Origin of the sequence: Rhizobium etli CFN 42, from assembly GCF_000092045.1 — a bacterium.
Lineage (GTDB): Bacteria > Pseudomonadota > Alphaproteobacteria > Rhizobiales > Rhizobiaceae > Rhizobium > Rhizobium etli.
On the sequence record NC_007761.1, the window covers coordinates 4,050,585 to 4,065,852 of the forward strand.

Here is a 15,268-nt window from a genome sequence, read left to right on the forward strand (position 1 = left end):
CGCTTCTTATAACAGAAGCAGAGCATGAAGGAGTTGCCGGATGCCGACCCTGTTCCGTTTCCTGTTCTTCTGCGCGATCCTCGCCGGGACGGTTTACGGAGCGATGTGGGCGCTCGTGACCTTCGTCGAGCCGCAGCAGCGCGACGTGACGATCCGTATTCCCTCCGAACGGGTCAACCCGCCGGCGACGGGCACGATCGACACGACCGGGAAGTGAGTGAGATGATGGATCTAAGCCGCGTCCACGTGGAATCCTTCCTGGAAATGATGAGCGCCGAACGTGGCGCGGCCGCCAACACTCTGCAATCCTATGAGCGCGACCTCGATGACGTCAGGTCCTTCCTGAACGGCCGCAGCATTCGGCTGACCGAAGCCGCCTCCGCCGATCTGGCCGCCTATCTCGCCTCGCTCGCCCGCCAGGGCTTCAAGCCCTCCTCGCAGGCGCGCAGGCTTGCGGCCATGCGGCAGTTCTACAAGTTCCTCTATGCCGAGGGCCTGAGGACCGACGATCCCACAGGCGTCCTCGATGCGCCGAAGAAGGGGCGGCCACTGCCGAAGACGATGGGGGTCGAGGAGGTCGGCAGGCTTCTTTCCCAAGCGCAGACCGAGGCCGACGATCCGGCCCCGGGTCAACTGCAGCGCCGGCGCATGCTGGCGCTCTTAGAACTGCTTTATGCCACCGGCATGCGCGTCAGCGAGCTCGTCTCACTCCCCGCCCGCGTGCTCGACCAAGAGGGCCGCTTCCTGATGATCCGCGGCAAGGGCAACAAGGAGCGCCTGGTGCCGTTATCGCATTCGGCGATTGCAGCGCTGAAATCGTATGGGCGTCTGCTGGCCGCCGATGCCGCCGCGGCGAAGGAGCCGCAGGAAAGCCCCTGGCTGTTTCCGGCCGCCTCGAAGGAGGGATATCTGCCGCGTCAGGTTTTCGCCCGCGATCTCAAAAATCTTGCGATCCGCGCCGGCCTGACGCCGTCGCTGATCTCGCCGCATGTCATGCGCCACGCCTTCGCCAGCCATCTGCTTGCCAACGGCGCCGATCTGCGCGTCGTGCAGGAACTCCTCGGCCATTCGGACATTTCGACCACACAGATCTACACGCATGTGCTCGAAGAGAGGCTGCAGCAGCTCGTCCAGATGCATCACCCCCTTGCCAAACAGGCGAAAAAGCACGAATAGGACCGGCGACAAGGGGCGGAGCCAGGAAAACGCCCCGGGCACAAGGAACGGAAACGCACCTCATGCACAATTATCTCGACTTCGAAAAGCCGATCTCCGACCTCGAAGGCAAGATCATCGAGCTGAAGAAGCTCGCATCGGAAGACGAGAGCATCGACACCACCGATGAAATCGGCAGGCTGGAGGTTCGCGTCCGTGAGGCGATCGTCGAAATCTATTCCAAGCTCAATGCCTGGCAGAAGACGCAGGTTGCCCGCCATCCGCAGCGCCCGCACTTCGTCGATTACGCCAAGACGCTGTTCCAGGAATTCACGCCGCTGGCCGGCGATCGCAAGTTTTCCGAGGATGCTGCAATCCAGGCAGGCCTTGCCCGCTTCCGCGGTCAGCCGGTCGCCGTCATCGGTCAGGAAAAGGGCAACGACACCAAGTCCCGCCTGAAACACAATTTCGGAAGCCCTCGCCCGGAAGGCTACCGCAAGGCGATCCGCATCCTTGAAATGGCCGACCGTTTCGGCCTGCCAGTGATTTCCCTGGTGGATACGGCCGGCGCCTATCCTGGCGTCGGCGCCGAAGAGCGCGGCCAGGCCGAGGCGATCGCCCGCTCGACGGAAATGTGTCTCGGCGTCAAGGTTCCCCTCGTTTCCGTCGTCATCGGCGAAGGCGGCTCGGGCGGCGCAATCGCGATTGCCACCGGCAACAGGGTCTATATGCTCGAGCATTCGATCTACAGCGTCATTTCGCCGGAAGGGGCCGCCTCCATCCTCTGGCGCGATTCGACCCGCGCCCGGGAAGCGGCCACCAACATGAAGATCACCGCCGAAGACCTGAAATCGCTCGGCGTCATTGACGGCATCATTTCCGAGCCGCTCGGCGGCGCCCATCGTGATCCCGACAGCGTCATAGCCGCAACCGGCGATGTAATCGCCAATGCGCTCGGCGAAATGGCATCGCGTTCCGGCGAACAGCTGCGCAATGAGCGGCGTCAGAAATTCCTCAATATGGGCCGCAACCTCTAAGACAAGTTGCGCCTTTCAGCGATTGGGGCCAAATCTTGGCCACATTGATATTATCTGTAACATTCGCGCTTGCGGGGATGTTCGGGGCACGTCATAGGCTGGTAAGGTTTTATAAAGTATAAGCCGCCTATGATTCCTTCCAGTGCCCGAACTCCATAGGCGGACCGGATCGCACTATCTTTATGGGCTAATTTGGATGCGCATACGTCATTTTGCCTATGTTTCACTCATGGCGCTGGCTCTCGCCGGCTGCAACGACACGCTGGAAACCGCGCAGGTCGATCTCTCCAAGGTGAAGAACAAGGTCGAGCAGCCGCTCCCTCCCCATATCCTCAACGCCATGGCCGCCAAGGGCATGGACCGCAATTCGCCCATCATGATCCGCATCTTCAAGGAAGAAGGTGCAATGGAGATCTGGAAAGCGAAGACCGACAACCGTTTTGACAAGATCGCCGATTACAAGATCTGCGCCTGGTCCGGCCGCCTCGGTCCGAAGGTCAAGACCGGCGACAGGCAGGCGCCGGAAGGCTTCTACGAGCTGACACGCGCCAACCTGAACCCGAATTCCAAATATTATCTGGCGATCAACACCGGCTTCCCGAACCGCTACGACGCGGTGAACGGCCGCACCGGCTCCGATCTGATGATCCACGGCGCCTGCTCGTCCTCCGGCTGCTATTCGATGACCGACCAGCAGGTGCTGGAGATCTATGCCTTTGCCCGCGACGCCTTCAAGGGCGGCCAATCGACCGTGCAGCTGCAGGCCTTCCCCTTCCGCATGACGGCGGAAAACATGGTCAAGCATCGGCTTGACCCGAACTACGACTTCTGGAAGATGCTGAAGGTCGGCTACGACAATTTCGAAGTGACGAAGCGGCCGCCCGAGGTGAACGTCTGCGAGAAGAAATATGTCTTCAACCAGCAGGCAACCGATGGCGGCGCCTTCAACGCCGCCGGCAAATGCCCTGCCATGTCGACGCCGCCGGCGCTGACGGCCGCCCTTGCCTCCTACGGCAAGACCTATGACGCCGACTATGCTAAGGCGATGAGCAAATATGACGGCATGGCCTGGTACGACCCGTCCGAAGCCGAGCGCAAAGCCGTGGTCGCCAAGCTGCGCAAGGGCCGCGAACTCGCCTTCGCGCCGACCGGCACCTCTCTCGAAGCCGGCCGCATGGTCAAGGTCGCCGAACTCGAAGACCTGATGGCCAAGCGCACGACGCAGAGCCTCACCACCAACTCCGCGGCCGGCGCCACACCCGCAACGCCGGCCCAGCCGCAGGCAACGACCGTTGCCGCTGCGGCGCCTGCGGTCGTGCCGGTGCCGATGCAGAATCCGCTCGCCTATACCGCGCCCGCGCCCGAACCGCAGGAGACGGCAGAAGCCGCGGCAAAGAAGCCGTTCTGGAAATTCTGGGCGCGGAACTGAACGGCTTGAACCCCGTTCTCTACGATCTTCGCGGCCTGAAATGCCCACTCCCGGTGATGAAGACACGCAGGAAACTTGCCACCATGGCAAGCGGCGCGCTCATCCTCGTCGATACCAGCGATCCGATGGCGGTGATCGACATGCCGCATTTCTGCAATGAGGACGGCCACGAACTGGTCGAGACGGAAAAGACCGAGGGCGGTCATCGCTTCCTGATCCGCAAGCGGTAAAACATGTCACCAGCGCATCGCCTGAAAATCCGACTCGATTTTCGGATAGCGTGAGTGGCGCTTTTAGATTCGCAAACCGGGAATGGCGAGCGGATTGTCGGACAGTGCCTGACGATCCGGTGTGTCGATCCGCGGCTTGCCGAGGAAGGCGTCAAAGAGATCCTTCACGAAGGCCTCGGGTAGGTCCTTGGTGATCAGCACCATGCGCGTACGCCGGTCTTGCGGATTCGGCCACGCCGGCAGCCGCACCGGCGGGTGAAAGATGCTCTGGACGCCGTGCAGCACCAGCGGCCGTTCCGGCCGGTCGGAGACGGATACGATCGCCTTTATCCGCAGCAGCTTTTCGCCATGGGCCGAGCGCAGGAGATCGACGAACATCTCGAGCGCCATCGGATCGATCGGCTTCTCTTCGACGATGGAGAAAGACCGGATCGAGGCATCGTGACGATTGACGTCGTGCGGATCCTGAGCCGCATGGCTGTGGCCATGGTGATGGTGATCGCCATTGTGATCGTGATCGTGATCGTGGCCGTGATTGTGGTGATGCGCCTCATGCGCATCCTCGTCCTGCAGCCAGCGGCCGACATCGGCGATCTTCGTCCCCGGGTCGTAGAGACCGTTCACCAGGAGCGCGGCGCTGCCGGCCTCGGGTTCGTCGGCATCCATCATCGCCGCGCGCGGATTGAGCGTCTGCAGGCGCCGTTCTAGCTCCGCCGTTGCGCCGGCCATTGATATCTTCGAGACGATCAGCCGGTCTGCGACCGCAGCCTGCTTGCGCGCTTCCTCGTGATTGTCGAGCGTCTGCAGCCCATTAACCGCATCGACGACCGTCACAACACCGTCGAGCTCGAAATTCGTGGCGATGACCGGATTGCCCATGATCGCCTGCATGACGGGCGCGGGATCGGCAAGGCCGGTCGTTTCGATGACGACGCGCTTCACTGGTTTGACGCGACCCGTCTGCACGGCGTCCATCAGGTTCGCCAGCGTATCCACAAGCTCGCCCCGCACCGTGCAGCAGAGGCAGCCATCGGACAATTCGATGATCGAATCGCCGGAACTTTCGACCAGCAGATGGTCGATGCCGACATCACCGAATTCATTGATGATGACAGCCGTATCCTTCATGTCGGGGTCTTTGAGGATGCGGTTCAAGAGCGTCGATTTGCCGGCGCCGAGAAAGCCGGTCAGGATGGTGACCGGAATCCTGTCGTTAAACGCGCTCATATCTGCTTTTACCTTAAAAAGCCCATCTTGTTTTAAAACGAGGTCGGGCGCCGCAGCGGCACCGGCACGTTGGCGATGCCTCCAGCCGTATCGCCGGTCGCCACCTTTTCCGGCTGCTGAGACGGCTGCGCATCCTGCCCCGGAATGAGGCCAGCGAAGACGAAGTGCGGGTCGTGGTCCATTTCCAGAATATAGGGCGAATGCACCTTCATGCGGCCGACCTCGTCTCGCGTTTCGCTGCGTATCTTGGCGCCCTTGGCGCTGCAGATATCGGCGGTGATGTCGGTCACCTGGTCTTGTCCCGGCCCGTAGGGCTTCAGCGAGCCGAGCGTGTCGCTGCCGGGAAACTGCGTCGTAAAGCCCTTCTGCAACAGGTTCGCCGTCGCATCGGCACGCGCCGCGAGACTGTCAGTGCCGAGCACCACGGAAACAAGCGTACGGCCGTTGCGCGTCGCCGAACCGATCTGGTTGAAGCCCGAGGCACAGATGAAACCCGTCTTCATGCCGTCGGCGCCGGCGAAGCGGCCGATCAGCATATTGAGGTTCGGCACGTTCTGCTGGCCGGTGGTGAAGCCCTCGAGCGCGAAATAGCTGGCATATTGCGGAAAGTCACGGCGCAACGCCACCGTCAGCACCGCCAAGTCGCGCGCCGTGGTATACTGGCCCTTTCCCGGCAGGCCGTTCGGATTGACGAAATGCGAATCCGTCATGCCGAGCTTCAGCGCCTCGCCATTCATCCGAGTCACGAAACCTTCCTGCGTACCGCCGACGGCTTCTGCGACCGCAACCGCAATGTCGTTGGCCGATTTCACCATCAGTATCTTCAAGGCACTGTCGAGCGTCAGCTTCTGGCCCGGCTTGAAATACATCTTTGCGGCCGGCTGCGCGGCGGCGCGTTTGCTGATGACGATGGGCGTATCGAGACTGATCTGACCGGCGCGGATCGCATCGAAGACGGTATAGACGGTCATCAGCTTGGTCAGCGAGGCCGGATACCACTTGCGGAAGGCTTCTTCGTGTTCGAGTACGCGGCCTGTCTGCACCTCGACGAGAATATGCGGATTCGCCTGAACAAGCGAAACAGAGGCAACAAAAGCGGCAGTCGCGGCAATCATGAAACGAAACGGCTGCATGGCGGCAAACAAACGGGAGTGGCTCGTCGACACGGTTCGTCCTTCAGATGTGCGGAAAATCTCGAAACCTTCATCTATCTAGCCTATATGGCTATGACATGGCAAAGGTCATTGACGAAGTAATTTGCGTAAGCCTCACACCCTTGTGAAGCGATGAACGATTGTCGGGATTTGATAACAGGAACGCCGATATGCCGATTTTGAACAGAGCCGCCGAATTGCAGGACGAAGTCGCCGAATGGCGCCGTCATATCCACGCCCGGCCCGAGCTCCTTTTCGCGGTGGAAAATACGGCCGCTTTTGTCGCTGACAAGCTCAAGGAATTCGGCGTCGACGAGATCGTCACCGGCATCGGCCGCACCGGCGTCGTCGGCCTGGTCAAGGGCAAGGGCGAAGGCCGCCGGACGATCGGCCTGCGCGCCGATATGGACGCGCTGCCGCTGACCGAGATATCAGGCAAGCCCTGGGCCTCGAAGACGCCGGGCAAGATGCATGCCTGCGGCCATGACGGCCACACGGCGATGCTGCTCGGCGCCGCAAAATATCTGGCCGAGACCCGCAATTTCAACGGCAATATCGCCGTCATCTTCCAGCCCGCCGAAGAGGGCGGCGGCGGCGGCAACCTGATGGTCAAGGACGGCATGATGGAGCGCTTCGAGATCGAAGAAGTCTACGGCATGCACAATCTGCCGGGCCTGCCCATCGGCCAGTTCGCCACCCGCAAGGGCGCGATCATGGCGGCGACGGACGAGTTCACCGTCACCATCAAGGGTCGCGGCGGCCACGCCGCCCAGCCGCACCGGACGATCGACCCGATCGCCATCGGCGCTCAGATCGTCGGCAACTTACAGATGATCGCTTCGCGCACCGCCGATCCGATCAGCTCGGTCGTCGTCTCGGTGACCAAGTTCAATGCCGGTTTCGCCCACAACGTCATTCCGAACGATGCGACCTTCGCAGGCACCGTCCGCACCCTGGACGACAAGATGCGCACGCTTGCCGAGACGCGCTTCCGGCAGATCGTCGAGGGTGTGGTCGCAGCCCACGGTGCCGAAGCCGAGATCAGCTTCAACCGCAACTATCCCGTCACCGTCAATCATCCTGATGAGACGGAGCACGCGGTCGCCACCGCCAGCGACATTGCCGGCGAGGACAACGTTAACGCCGAAATCGAGCCGATGATGGGCGGCGAGGATTTCTCCTACATGCTGAACGCGCGCCCCGGCGCCTTCATCTTCATCGGCAACGGCGACAGCGCCGGACTGCACAACCCGGCCTACGACTTCAACGACGAAGCCATCGCCCACGGCATCTCCTATTGGGTCCGCCTCGCCGAACAGCGCTTGGGTCTCTGATGACAATTAAGGCTTGGCTTCGAGCCAAGCCTTTTGTATGCATGGCTGCAAGTGGTCCCGTAGCTCAGCAGGATAGAGCATCAGATTCCTAATCTGGGGGTCGCGCGTTCGAATCGCGCCGGGATCACCAGTTCATCTAGAGCTTTTCCGGGTTAGATTGAAGCATTCTGTTGGCTCAAACGGAGTCGGATGGTCGACCGGCTGGCGCGCGTCGTAGCCCAGCTCTACGGCCAAGCCGGCCGGTCGATCAGTCCGGCCCGTTTCAGCCAACCCGAACGGCCGGGCATCTTTCCGCCAGGATCAGAGGCGATCGGCTCGGACGTACCTGGGGGTATGCCCATCGCCAATCGCCTCTGCCCTGACGAAAACCTGCTCCGGCAGAATGATTCAAGCTAACCCGGAAAAGCTCTAGCACGCTGAGCATGGAACCAGATCGCGCTTAGCAGCTGGTTTCATTCCTTGATAGGAATCCCCGCCTCGATCGCGGCCTCGATGAAAGCCTGCCGCGCCTCTTCCCGGCTTCGCTTGCCAGATATGACATCTGCGCATACAGCGCAAGCACGATCCAGAGCGGGGCCCTCGTCCGTCGGCCAGTCTTCGACCAACGCCCATGTTGCAGCCTGGGTGGTCTGAATCACGACCCATTGATGCGGTCCTTCAAGGGCGATCGTCACCGGCTTTTTCCAGATGGTTTGCATTGTTTTACCTGCCTTGCGTGCTGTGGGAGTGGTTAAAGCGACGGATCTCATTTTGTGAACCGGCACCGAACGCGCTGCCTCCTGTACCCGCTCACGGCGCCTGGCGATAGGCGCGTCGCCCGCGCACGACCCGCCGCGCTCCAAATCCCAGCAGCGCCGCCATCCCCCACCCGCCGATAAAGCCGATCACACCCCAGACAAGTCCTGCAAAATTGACGGGCACGCCCGGCACGAAGTCACGCCAGGTGTTGGCGAAAACCACATCATCCGCATTCCTCAGCAGCACAAAAGGCTTGGCGACGGGGGCGACGGTGCTGAGTTTCAATTGCTGCGACTGCAGCCTTTCATAACGGGTAATCGTGCTCTGCATGGAGACGCCGCGGTCGCGCAGGAAATCGTCGGGAGATTGCGCATAGGCGGCGAGCGCCTGCTGGCGATCGAGCTGGTGCGCGGCCGCCTGCCGGTTGAAGTCCTCGACGATGACGCGCAGTTCGTCCAGCGCGCCGCCGATCCGCTGGCGGTATTGCTGGGCAAATTCCGGCGCCTGCGAGAAAACCGTGCCGCCGGCAAGCCCGGCGACGATGGCGACTATTCTGGCAATCGGTCCCATGATCGAAGCCTCCGGCTATCCATCTGCGCTAACGAGCCGGCGAGCCAAAGGTTTCTCTCTTCGATACAATCGGTAACGCTATGTGATTGAACCGGCAGCGCTTCCGGTGAGTTGAGCTCCTGACAAACAAGTTGCTCCCGTGAGCAACTGAAAAAGAGAGGTTCGTCATGAAACAGCTTATCCTCGCCTGCACGCTCGCCACAGCATCGGTCTTTTCGGCCATGCCGTCCCAGGCGGCAAGTGTGACCATCACCACGGATGATGCTCGCCCCTATTATCGCGATTCGGACCGCCCTTATTACCGCCACCACAGTCCCTATTATCGACACGATATGCGGCGGCGTTACGTTTCCCGCGACTGCTTCACCAAGACGGAAAGGATCCGCCGCCACGGTCATACGGTCATTAAAGAAACCCGAATCTGCCGATAAGGCAAAGCCCGGCCGATCCTTTCGGCCGGCGTTTTCATCTGGTCTCTCCCGCCAAGGAACTTCGCAAATCCAGCCGCGTTTAGGGCGAAATGGGAGTATTCGCCATGCTTATCAAGATGACCGCTCTGGCAATCGCCTATGTCGCGGTCTGCGCTCTGCTTCTCACCATCGCCTATGAATTGCAGCGGCCGGTGGCCACGGCAAAGACTGATCGTCCGCCCGGCTCGTCCTTCCTCGTCGAGCGCTTCGCCGGCTGATCAGCGCGCCCGAAAGGCCAACCTGTGAGAACGCCGCGGCGCGCGATTGTGCCACGGCGTCGCGCTCCGGCCGATGACCGGAGCGCCTCCCGACCATCAATGCGTGCCGTCCAGTGAAGACCCGCCAAGGAGGATCCGATTCTGCACGCTCTGCACACCCTCGACAGCCTTGGCGACCGCCGTCGCCCGTTCGATCTCGCCAACGGTTCCGACCGTGCCGGTGAGCACGATCTTGTCCTTTTCCATCGTCACCTCGACATCGGACGCATCGATGCCGCCGGCAATCGCCAGCGCATTGGCGACGGCTGCCTCAAGCGACGCACGATTGGCAATTTCCGCCATTTCAGGCTCGAGCCCGTGAAATGTCTGCTCCTTGAAAACCATGATCCGTTCCTCTGTGAAACCTTCGAAAGAAACGCCCACCGGCAGGCTTTGGTTTCAGCGCATTACCAGTTGAGGCGGTAGCGCAGGTTGACGCTGCCGGTTTCAGCTTCCGAAAGCGGATTCTTCATCGAGGCATCGAGATTGAGGTTCGGCAGGATCGTCTGGCTGACGCCCACCGAACTGGAGAAGTCGCCGCTGGCATTGCTGATGCCGGCGCCGGCCGAAAGCGAGGTTCCTGTCCAGGGATGAATGAGTTTCAGCGCCTGCGACGCCGTCACCGAGGCCTGCCGGCTTTCGACGGGGTCGTATCCGACGCTGAGGGAGCGGCTCGTTTGCATGTCGAGCGTATCCGACAGGATCCAGCTGCGGGAACGGCTGAGCGTTAGCACACCGCTGCCGCGCAGCGTATCGACGCTGACGCGCGCGCCTTGCTGTGATCGGCCCGCGGGCGTGACGGTCGCCCGGCTGATGCGACCCCAGAGCATTGCCTGTTCGGAATCGGGCAGCGGCACGCCGCCTGTTGTCGCGGCCAGTGCGACGTCGGCGCCGGCGCTGGTTTCCCATTCCGCCGGCAGACGAAAACCCAACGTCGCCTTGTAAGACCGGTCCGAAAGCTTGGCAGGCGACCAGATCAAGAGGTCGTCCGCTTTTGCCGCCGCGGTGAGCGACAGCAGGATGGCGAAAAGAATGCAGGCTGTTTTGAATCTCGTCATGTGATCCGATCGTTTGACAAGGCTGCTCGCCGAACGGCACGGTACCGCACCAAAAGTGCCCCAGTGAACACGGACGGGCAGAGCGGCGAAGCGTCCGTCCCTATGTCATCCTCGATTTAGTGTTTGGCCAAAAAGGCCGGCGGCAGCCAAGTGCCTGTTTTCAACGGACGCCGCAGCGCCCATGGATACGCGGGCGACCATCAGCAGCCGCACGGGAATCACGATCCCCTCAGGGACCGTTCTAAGGATCACATCCCGCCGCCGCTCTGTAAACCCCGCGATGACTGAAATCTGCTGCACCGCACACTTGCCGCACCCTCTAAACACTAGTAGAGCCTGAGCTTAACGAGAGAAATTTTTCGCGAAATCCATATGACGACCGGCAAAACCGCGCCGCGGCGCCTCAGCATCTTCGGTTCGACCGGCTCGATCGGCCGCAACACGCTCAATGTGATCGAACACCTGGGCGGGCGGGAAAACTTCGAAATTTCCGTGCTGACGGGCAACGGCAATGTCGAATTGCTCGCCCGGCAGGCAAGGTCGTCCGGCGCGCGACTGGCGGTGACAGCGAGTGACCGGCACTATGAATCGCTGAAGAGAGAGCTTTCCGGCAGCGGCATCGCGGTCGCCTCGGGAAAATCCGGTTTGATGGAAGCGGCCGACCGCGACGCCGACTGGGTGATGGCGGCTATCGTCGGCACTGCGGGTCTGGCGCCGACGCTCGCCGCTGCGCGCCGTGGCGCCGATATCGCCCTTGCCAACAAGGAATGCCTGGTCTCGGCCGGCGATCTCTTCATCAAGGCGATCCGTGAAGGCGGCGGCAGGCTGCTTCCCGTCGATAGCGAGCACAATGCAATTTTCCAGGTGTTGGAAGAGAACCAGCGTCACGCCATCGAGCGCGTTATCCTGACGGCCTCGGGCGGTCCCTTCCGCAACGCTTCGCTGGAAGAGATGAAACATGTGACGGCGGAAACCGCGCGCGCCCATCCGAACTGGTCGATGGGCTTGAAGATATCGATCGACAGCGCCTCGATGTTCAACAAGGCGCTGGAAATGATTGAAGCCCGGCACCTTTTCAGCCTGAACCCCGATCAGATCGAAGTCATCTTTCATCCGCAGTCGATTATCCATTCCATGGTCGGCTATACCGATGGCTCGGTGCTGGCACAGCTCGGCGCGCCGGACATGCGCACCGCCATCGGGTATGCGCTCTCCTTCCCGCGCCGGCCGAAGCTGCCGGTCGAACGGCTGGATTTTGCCAAGCTGGCGCGGCTGGATTTCGAGGCGCCTGACGAAGTGCGTTTCCCGGCCTTGCGGCTGGCGCACCTCGCCATGACCCGCGGCGGTGTCCAGGGCGCGGTGCTGAACGGCGCCAAGGAAGTGGCGCTCGAAGCCTTCATCGAGGGGCGGCTCGCCTTCCTCGCCATGGCCGAGATCACCGAAAGGGTCATGGACGATCTCGCCCACCTGCCGCCGGCTGCCGGCATGGACGATGTCTTCAGCGCCGACAGGCAGGCCCGGCAGCGGGCGGCCGAGCTGATGAAACTGGATCTCGTCGGGTGACGGTTCGCAAGGCTGGCGCTACCGCAGCCGATTGCCGCCCTCATCGAACAATCGGCAATTCGACGGCTCGAACTGCAGGCTGACCTGCTCGCCGGCTGCGATGCTCACCGGCGACCGGTGTTCGACGGTGAGCGACTGGCCATCGCCGAGCTGGCAGTAGAGATACTGCGTTCCGCCGAGATATTCCGAAAAATCAACCCTGGCCGTCAGGCTGCCTGTGAGATCGGATGCCACCTTCAGATGCTCCGGCCGCAGACCGAGCGTCACGGCGGCGCCGGCCGGCCTGTCTGCCGCTGGCACGGCGCTTTCGACGCGCTCGCCGGCTACATCGACCAGCCCCCCTTCCCCCCACCGGGCACTCAGGAGATTCATCCTGGGCGAACCGATAAAGCCCGCCACGAAAGTATTCTCGGGATTCTCGTAGATTTCCCGCGGGGTTCCGGCCTGCTCGACGCGGCCGTCGCGCAGCACGACGATCTTGTCGGCGAGCGTCATCGCCTCCGTTTGGTCGTGCGTCACATAAATCATCGTGTTGCCGAGTTCGCGATGGAGGCGGGCGATCTCGATACGCATGGAAACGCGCAGTTCCGCATCGAGATTGGACAGTGGTTCGTCGAACAGGAAGACATCGGGCTTGCGCACGATCGCCCGGCCGATCGCCACACGCTGCCGCTGGCCGCCGGAGAGCTGTCCGGGCCGTCGGTCGAGAAGATGATCGATCTTGAGGATCGCGGAGGCGGCTTTCACCCGCGTGTCGATCTCGGCGACGTTGGTGCGCGCCATCTTCAAGCCGAAGGCCAGATTGTCGCGCACGCTCATATGCGGGTAAAGCGCGTAGGACTGGAACACCATGGCGATGCCGCGCTCGGATGGGTCGAGATCGGTGACGATGCGCCCCTTGATCTCGATCTCGCCGTCGGTCACGTCCTCCAGGCCGGCGATCATGCGAAGCAGCGTCGATTTTCCGCAGCCGGAGGGGCCGACGAAGACGACGAATTCCCCCTCCTCGATCGTCAGATCGATCCCGTGAACCACCGGCAGACCGCCATAGCTTTTTTGCACGTCCTGAAGGACGACGCTCTTGTTGCCCATACCGTTCGTCATCCCAAACGACCTACCTGCCCGACTGAACCCAGACGAGCATCTCTCCGGGCGTACGGTTATCCCAGAGATGATAGGGCACGAAGCGCGCCGTGGCGACCTGCCTTTCGGCGGGCGCCTTGCGATAGAGCGGCGTGCCCCAATTCAACGTCTCCTCGCGCTCGACCTTCAGATCGAGGGCGACGGCATCGTTGAGGTCCTTCAGCACGACGGTTTCGGCGGCCGGGAGTTCACGTGGCAGAATGATGGCGTTGAGATCCTGGCCATTATCCGTCGTCTCCACGCAGTAGACGAGTGGGCCGCGCATCAAGGCGACACGACCGGCGTCCTGCCGCACTTTCGGATTGGCATATTGCGGACGCAATGCCATCGGCAGGTCGAGCGCGACGCGGTCGCCGTGGGCCCACTCGCGCTCGATCCTGATATATCCGTCGCGAAGATGTGCGCCGAGCTCGACCCCCGTTCCGTTGACGCTGAGGCTCGCACCCTCAGCCCAGTCGGGAATGCGCAGCGAGAGCGCGAATTTAGCCGACTTCGCCAGCTTGGCGGTGAAGGCGACAGCGCCGTCCCACGGATAGTTGGTGGCCTGCTCCAGTTCCACTTCGGCGCCATTGGCAAGCTTCAGCCGCGCGGTGCTTTCGCCGTAGAGGTGCACGGCGATTTCATCATCGGCAACGGCATACATGTATGAGCCGATCGACGTCACCAGCCGCGCGATATTGGGCGGGCAGCACGGGCAATGGTGCCATTTCCACCGGTGGTGCTTGCCGGCGCTTTCCAGCGGATTGTCGTAGAAGAAGGTCTTACCGTCGGTGGAAAGGCCCGGCAGCGCGCCGTTATAGAGCGCCTGTTCCATGATGTCGGCATAGCGCCGGTCCGGCCCGCGACCCAGCATGCGGCTTGCCCAGAAAACCAGGCCGACAGAAGCGCAGGTTTCCGCGTAAGCCGTGGCGTTGGGCAGATCGTAGTAATCGGTGAAGCCTTCATTGGAGGCGGCCGGTCCGATGCCGCCGGTGATGTACATCTGCTTGGTCGTCAGATCGTCCCAGAGCGTTTCCAGCGCCGCCGTCAGGCTGTCGTCCTTATATTCGGTGGCGATGTCGGCCATGCCGGAATAGAGGTACATGGCGCGCACGGCATGGCCGACGACCTTCTTCTGCTCGCGCACCGGCAGGTGCGCCTGCCCGTATTCATAGGTCTTCTGATGGTAGTCGGAGAGGCTGCGGCCGTCGCGCACGGCCTCCGCCGTGAAGAAGTGCGGCTCTGTGCCGCGCTCGTCGATGAAGAATTTCGACAGATCGAGATATTTTTTCTCACCCGTGACGCGGGCGAGCTTGACGAGCGCCAGCTCGATCTCCTCATGGCCGCAATAGCCCGGGATCTGGCCTTCGCCATGGCCGAATACCTTGATCATGTAGTCGGCAAAGCGGCACATGATGTCGAGCAGCTTGCGCTTGCCGGTCGCCTGATAATAGGCAACGGCGGCTTCCATGAGATGGCCGGCGCAATAGAGCTCGTGGTGGTCGCGCAGGTTGGTCCAGCGACGGCTCGGCTCCACGCGCTGGAACCAGGCGTTCAGATAGCCGTCCTCGTCCTGCAGTTTCTCATACATGTCGATGATCTCGTCGGCCCGCGCTTCGAGCTTCGGGTTCGGCCGGCGATAAAGCGAATAGGCGATGGTCTCGATCGATTTGCCGAGGTCGGAATCCCAGAACATCTGGGTTGTCCCGCCCCAGGGCTGGATGGGAATGACGACGCCAGGGCTCGGCTGGCTGACGTCGATCGCTTTCAGCATGCCGGCCTCGACGCAGCGGTCGAGCAGGGTCTCTGCGGTGGAATTGCAGACGGCATCCTGCCATTTGCCCCAGAACCCGCCGAGATCGACATCGGGAACGGCGACGGGACGAAACTGGCGGTCGTTGCTTGACTTGGTCATGGGCTCTAC

General features: G+C 61.9%; 17 protein-coding genes and 1 tRNA gene. 10 read left to right on the forward strand and 8 right to left on the reverse strand.

Annotation, left to right across the window (positions count from 1 at the left end; all coding sequences use genetic code 11):
• The first annotated feature begins 40 nt into the window (after positions 1-40).
• The 5 genes from RHE_RS33280 (at position 41) to RHE_RS19585 (ending at position 3,851) form a co-directional block, all read left to right on the forward strand.
• On the forward strand, positions 41-217 hold the full coding sequence (locus RHE_RS33280; protein ID WP_020922424.1) for a hypothetical protein: 177 nt from the start codon (positions 41-43) through the stop codon (positions 215-217).
• 5 nt (positions 218-222) lie between these two features.
• Positions 223-1,176 (forward strand): site-specific tyrosine recombinase XerD, encoded by a 954-nt coding sequence (gene xerD, locus RHE_RS19570; protein ID WP_011427024.1) that lies wholly within the window; start codon positions 223-225, stop codon positions 1,174-1,176.
• Between the two features lie 62 nt (positions 1,177-1,238).
• The gene (locus RHE_RS19575; protein ID WP_011427025.1) at positions 1,239-2,192 is read left to right on the forward strand and encodes an acetyl-CoA carboxylase carboxyltransferase subunit alpha; all 954 of its coding nucleotides are present in this window, start codon (positions 1,239-1,241) and stop codon (positions 2,190-2,192) included.
• Between the two features lie 196 nt (positions 2,193-2,388).
• The gene (locus RHE_RS19580; protein WP_011427026.1) at positions 2,389-3,621 is read left to right on the forward strand and encodes a L,D-transpeptidase family protein; all 1,233 of its coding nucleotides are present in this window, start codon (positions 2,389-2,391) and stop codon (positions 3,619-3,621) included.
• A 5-nt stretch (positions 3,622-3,626) separates the two neighbouring features.
• Complete coding sequence (locus tag RHE_RS19585) at positions 3,627-3,851, forward strand: sulfurtransferase TusA family protein (RefSeq protein WP_011427027.1); 225 nt, start codon at positions 3,627-3,629, stop codon at positions 3,849-3,851.
• Positions 3,852-3,914: 63 nt separating this feature from the next.
• Here RHE_RS19585 and RHE_RS19590 read toward each other — a convergent pair whose 3' ends face one another.
• Positions 3,915-5,078 (reverse strand): CobW family GTP-binding protein, encoded by a 1,164-nt coding sequence (locus RHE_RS19590; protein WP_011427028.1) that lies wholly within the window; start codon positions 5,076-5,078, stop codon positions 3,915-3,917.
• Positions 5,079-5,110: 32 nt separating this feature from the next.
• The gene (locus RHE_RS19595) at positions 5,111-6,244 is read right to left on the reverse strand and encodes a D-alanyl-D-alanine carboxypeptidase family protein (protein ID WP_041678770.1); all 1,134 of its coding nucleotides are present in this window, start codon (positions 6,242-6,244) and stop codon (positions 5,111-5,113) included.
• 158 nt (positions 6,245-6,402) lie between these two features.
• Between RHE_RS19595 and RHE_RS19600 the strand changes: the two genes are divergently transcribed.
• Together RHE_RS19600 and RHE_RS19605 are read left to right on the forward strand one after the other, a co-directional pair.
• Positions 6,403-7,566 carry a M20 aminoacylase family protein gene (locus tag RHE_RS19600; protein WP_011427030.1) on the forward strand — a complete coding sequence of 388 codons (1,164 nt, stop codon included), beginning with the start codon at positions 6,403-6,405 and terminating at the stop codon, positions 7,564-7,566.
• A gap of 53 nt (positions 7,567-7,619) precedes the next feature.
• Positions 7,620-7,696, forward strand: a tRNA-Arg gene (locus RHE_RS19605).
• Between the two features lie 322 nt (positions 7,697-8,018).
• Here RHE_RS19605 and RHE_RS19615 read toward each other — a convergent pair.
• Together RHE_RS19615 and RHE_RS19620 are read right to left on the reverse strand one after the other, a co-directional pair.
• Positions 8,019-8,264, reverse strand: a complete 246-nt coding sequence (locus RHE_RS19615) for a DUF982 domain-containing protein (RefSeq protein WP_042119061.1) — start codon at positions 8,262-8,264, stop codon at positions 8,019-8,021.
• 91 nt (positions 8,265-8,355) lie between these two features.
• Positions 8,356-8,874, reverse strand: coding sequence for a DUF2937 family protein (locus tag RHE_RS19620; protein WP_011427032.1), 519 nt, complete (start codon positions 8,872-8,874; stop codon positions 8,356-8,358).
• A gap of 167 nt (positions 8,875-9,041) precedes the next feature.
• Here RHE_RS19620 and RHE_RS19625 point away from each other — a divergent pair, with 167 nt between their 5' ends.
• Entirely contained in the window at positions 9,042-9,305 is a 264-nt protein-coding gene (locus tag RHE_RS19625) for a hypothetical protein (protein ID WP_042119062.1), read from the forward strand.
• 104 nt (positions 9,306-9,409) lie between these two features.
• On the forward strand, positions 9,410-9,562 hold the full coding sequence (locus RHE_RS33705; protein ID WP_166486919.1) for a hypothetical protein: 153 nt from the start codon (positions 9,410-9,412) through the stop codon (positions 9,560-9,562).
• A 96-nt stretch (positions 9,563-9,658) separates the two neighbouring features.
• On the opposite strand, the gene RHE_RS19630 is transcribed toward RHE_RS33705, so the two are convergent.
• The gene (locus RHE_RS19630) at positions 9,659-9,946 is read right to left on the reverse strand and encodes a BON domain-containing protein (RefSeq protein ID WP_011427033.1); all 288 of its coding nucleotides are present in this window, start codon (positions 9,944-9,946) and stop codon (positions 9,659-9,661) included.
• Between the two features lie 62 nt (positions 9,947-10,008).
• Complete coding sequence (locus RHE_RS19635; protein WP_011427034.1) at positions 10,009-10,659, reverse strand: hypothetical protein; 651 nt, start codon at positions 10,657-10,659, stop codon at positions 10,009-10,011.
• Between the two features lie 372 nt (positions 10,660-11,031).
• On the opposite strand from RHE_RS19635, the gene dxr reads away from it, so the two are divergent.
• Entirely contained in the window at positions 11,032-12,222 is a 1,191-nt protein-coding gene (dxr, locus tag RHE_RS19640; RefSeq protein WP_011427035.1) for a 1-deoxy-D-xylulose-5-phosphate reductoisomerase, read from the forward strand.
• Between the two features lie 18 nt (positions 12,223-12,240).
• On the opposite strand, the gene RHE_RS19645 is transcribed toward dxr, so the two are convergent.
• Together RHE_RS19645 and RHE_RS19650 are read right to left on the reverse strand one after the other, a co-directional pair.
• Positions 12,241-13,326: an ABC transporter ATP-binding protein gene (locus RHE_RS19645; RefSeq protein ID WP_011427036.1), complete on the reverse strand. Its 1,086-nt coding sequence runs from the start codon at positions 13,324-13,326 to the stop codon at positions 12,241-12,243.
• A 10-nt stretch (positions 13,327-13,336) separates the two neighbouring features.
• Positions 13,337-15,259: a glycoside hydrolase family 127 protein gene (locus tag RHE_RS19650; protein ID WP_011427037.1), complete on the reverse strand. Its 1,923-nt coding sequence runs from the start codon at positions 15,257-15,259 to the stop codon at positions 13,337-13,339.
• Positions 15,260-15,268: the final 9 nt, after the last annotated feature.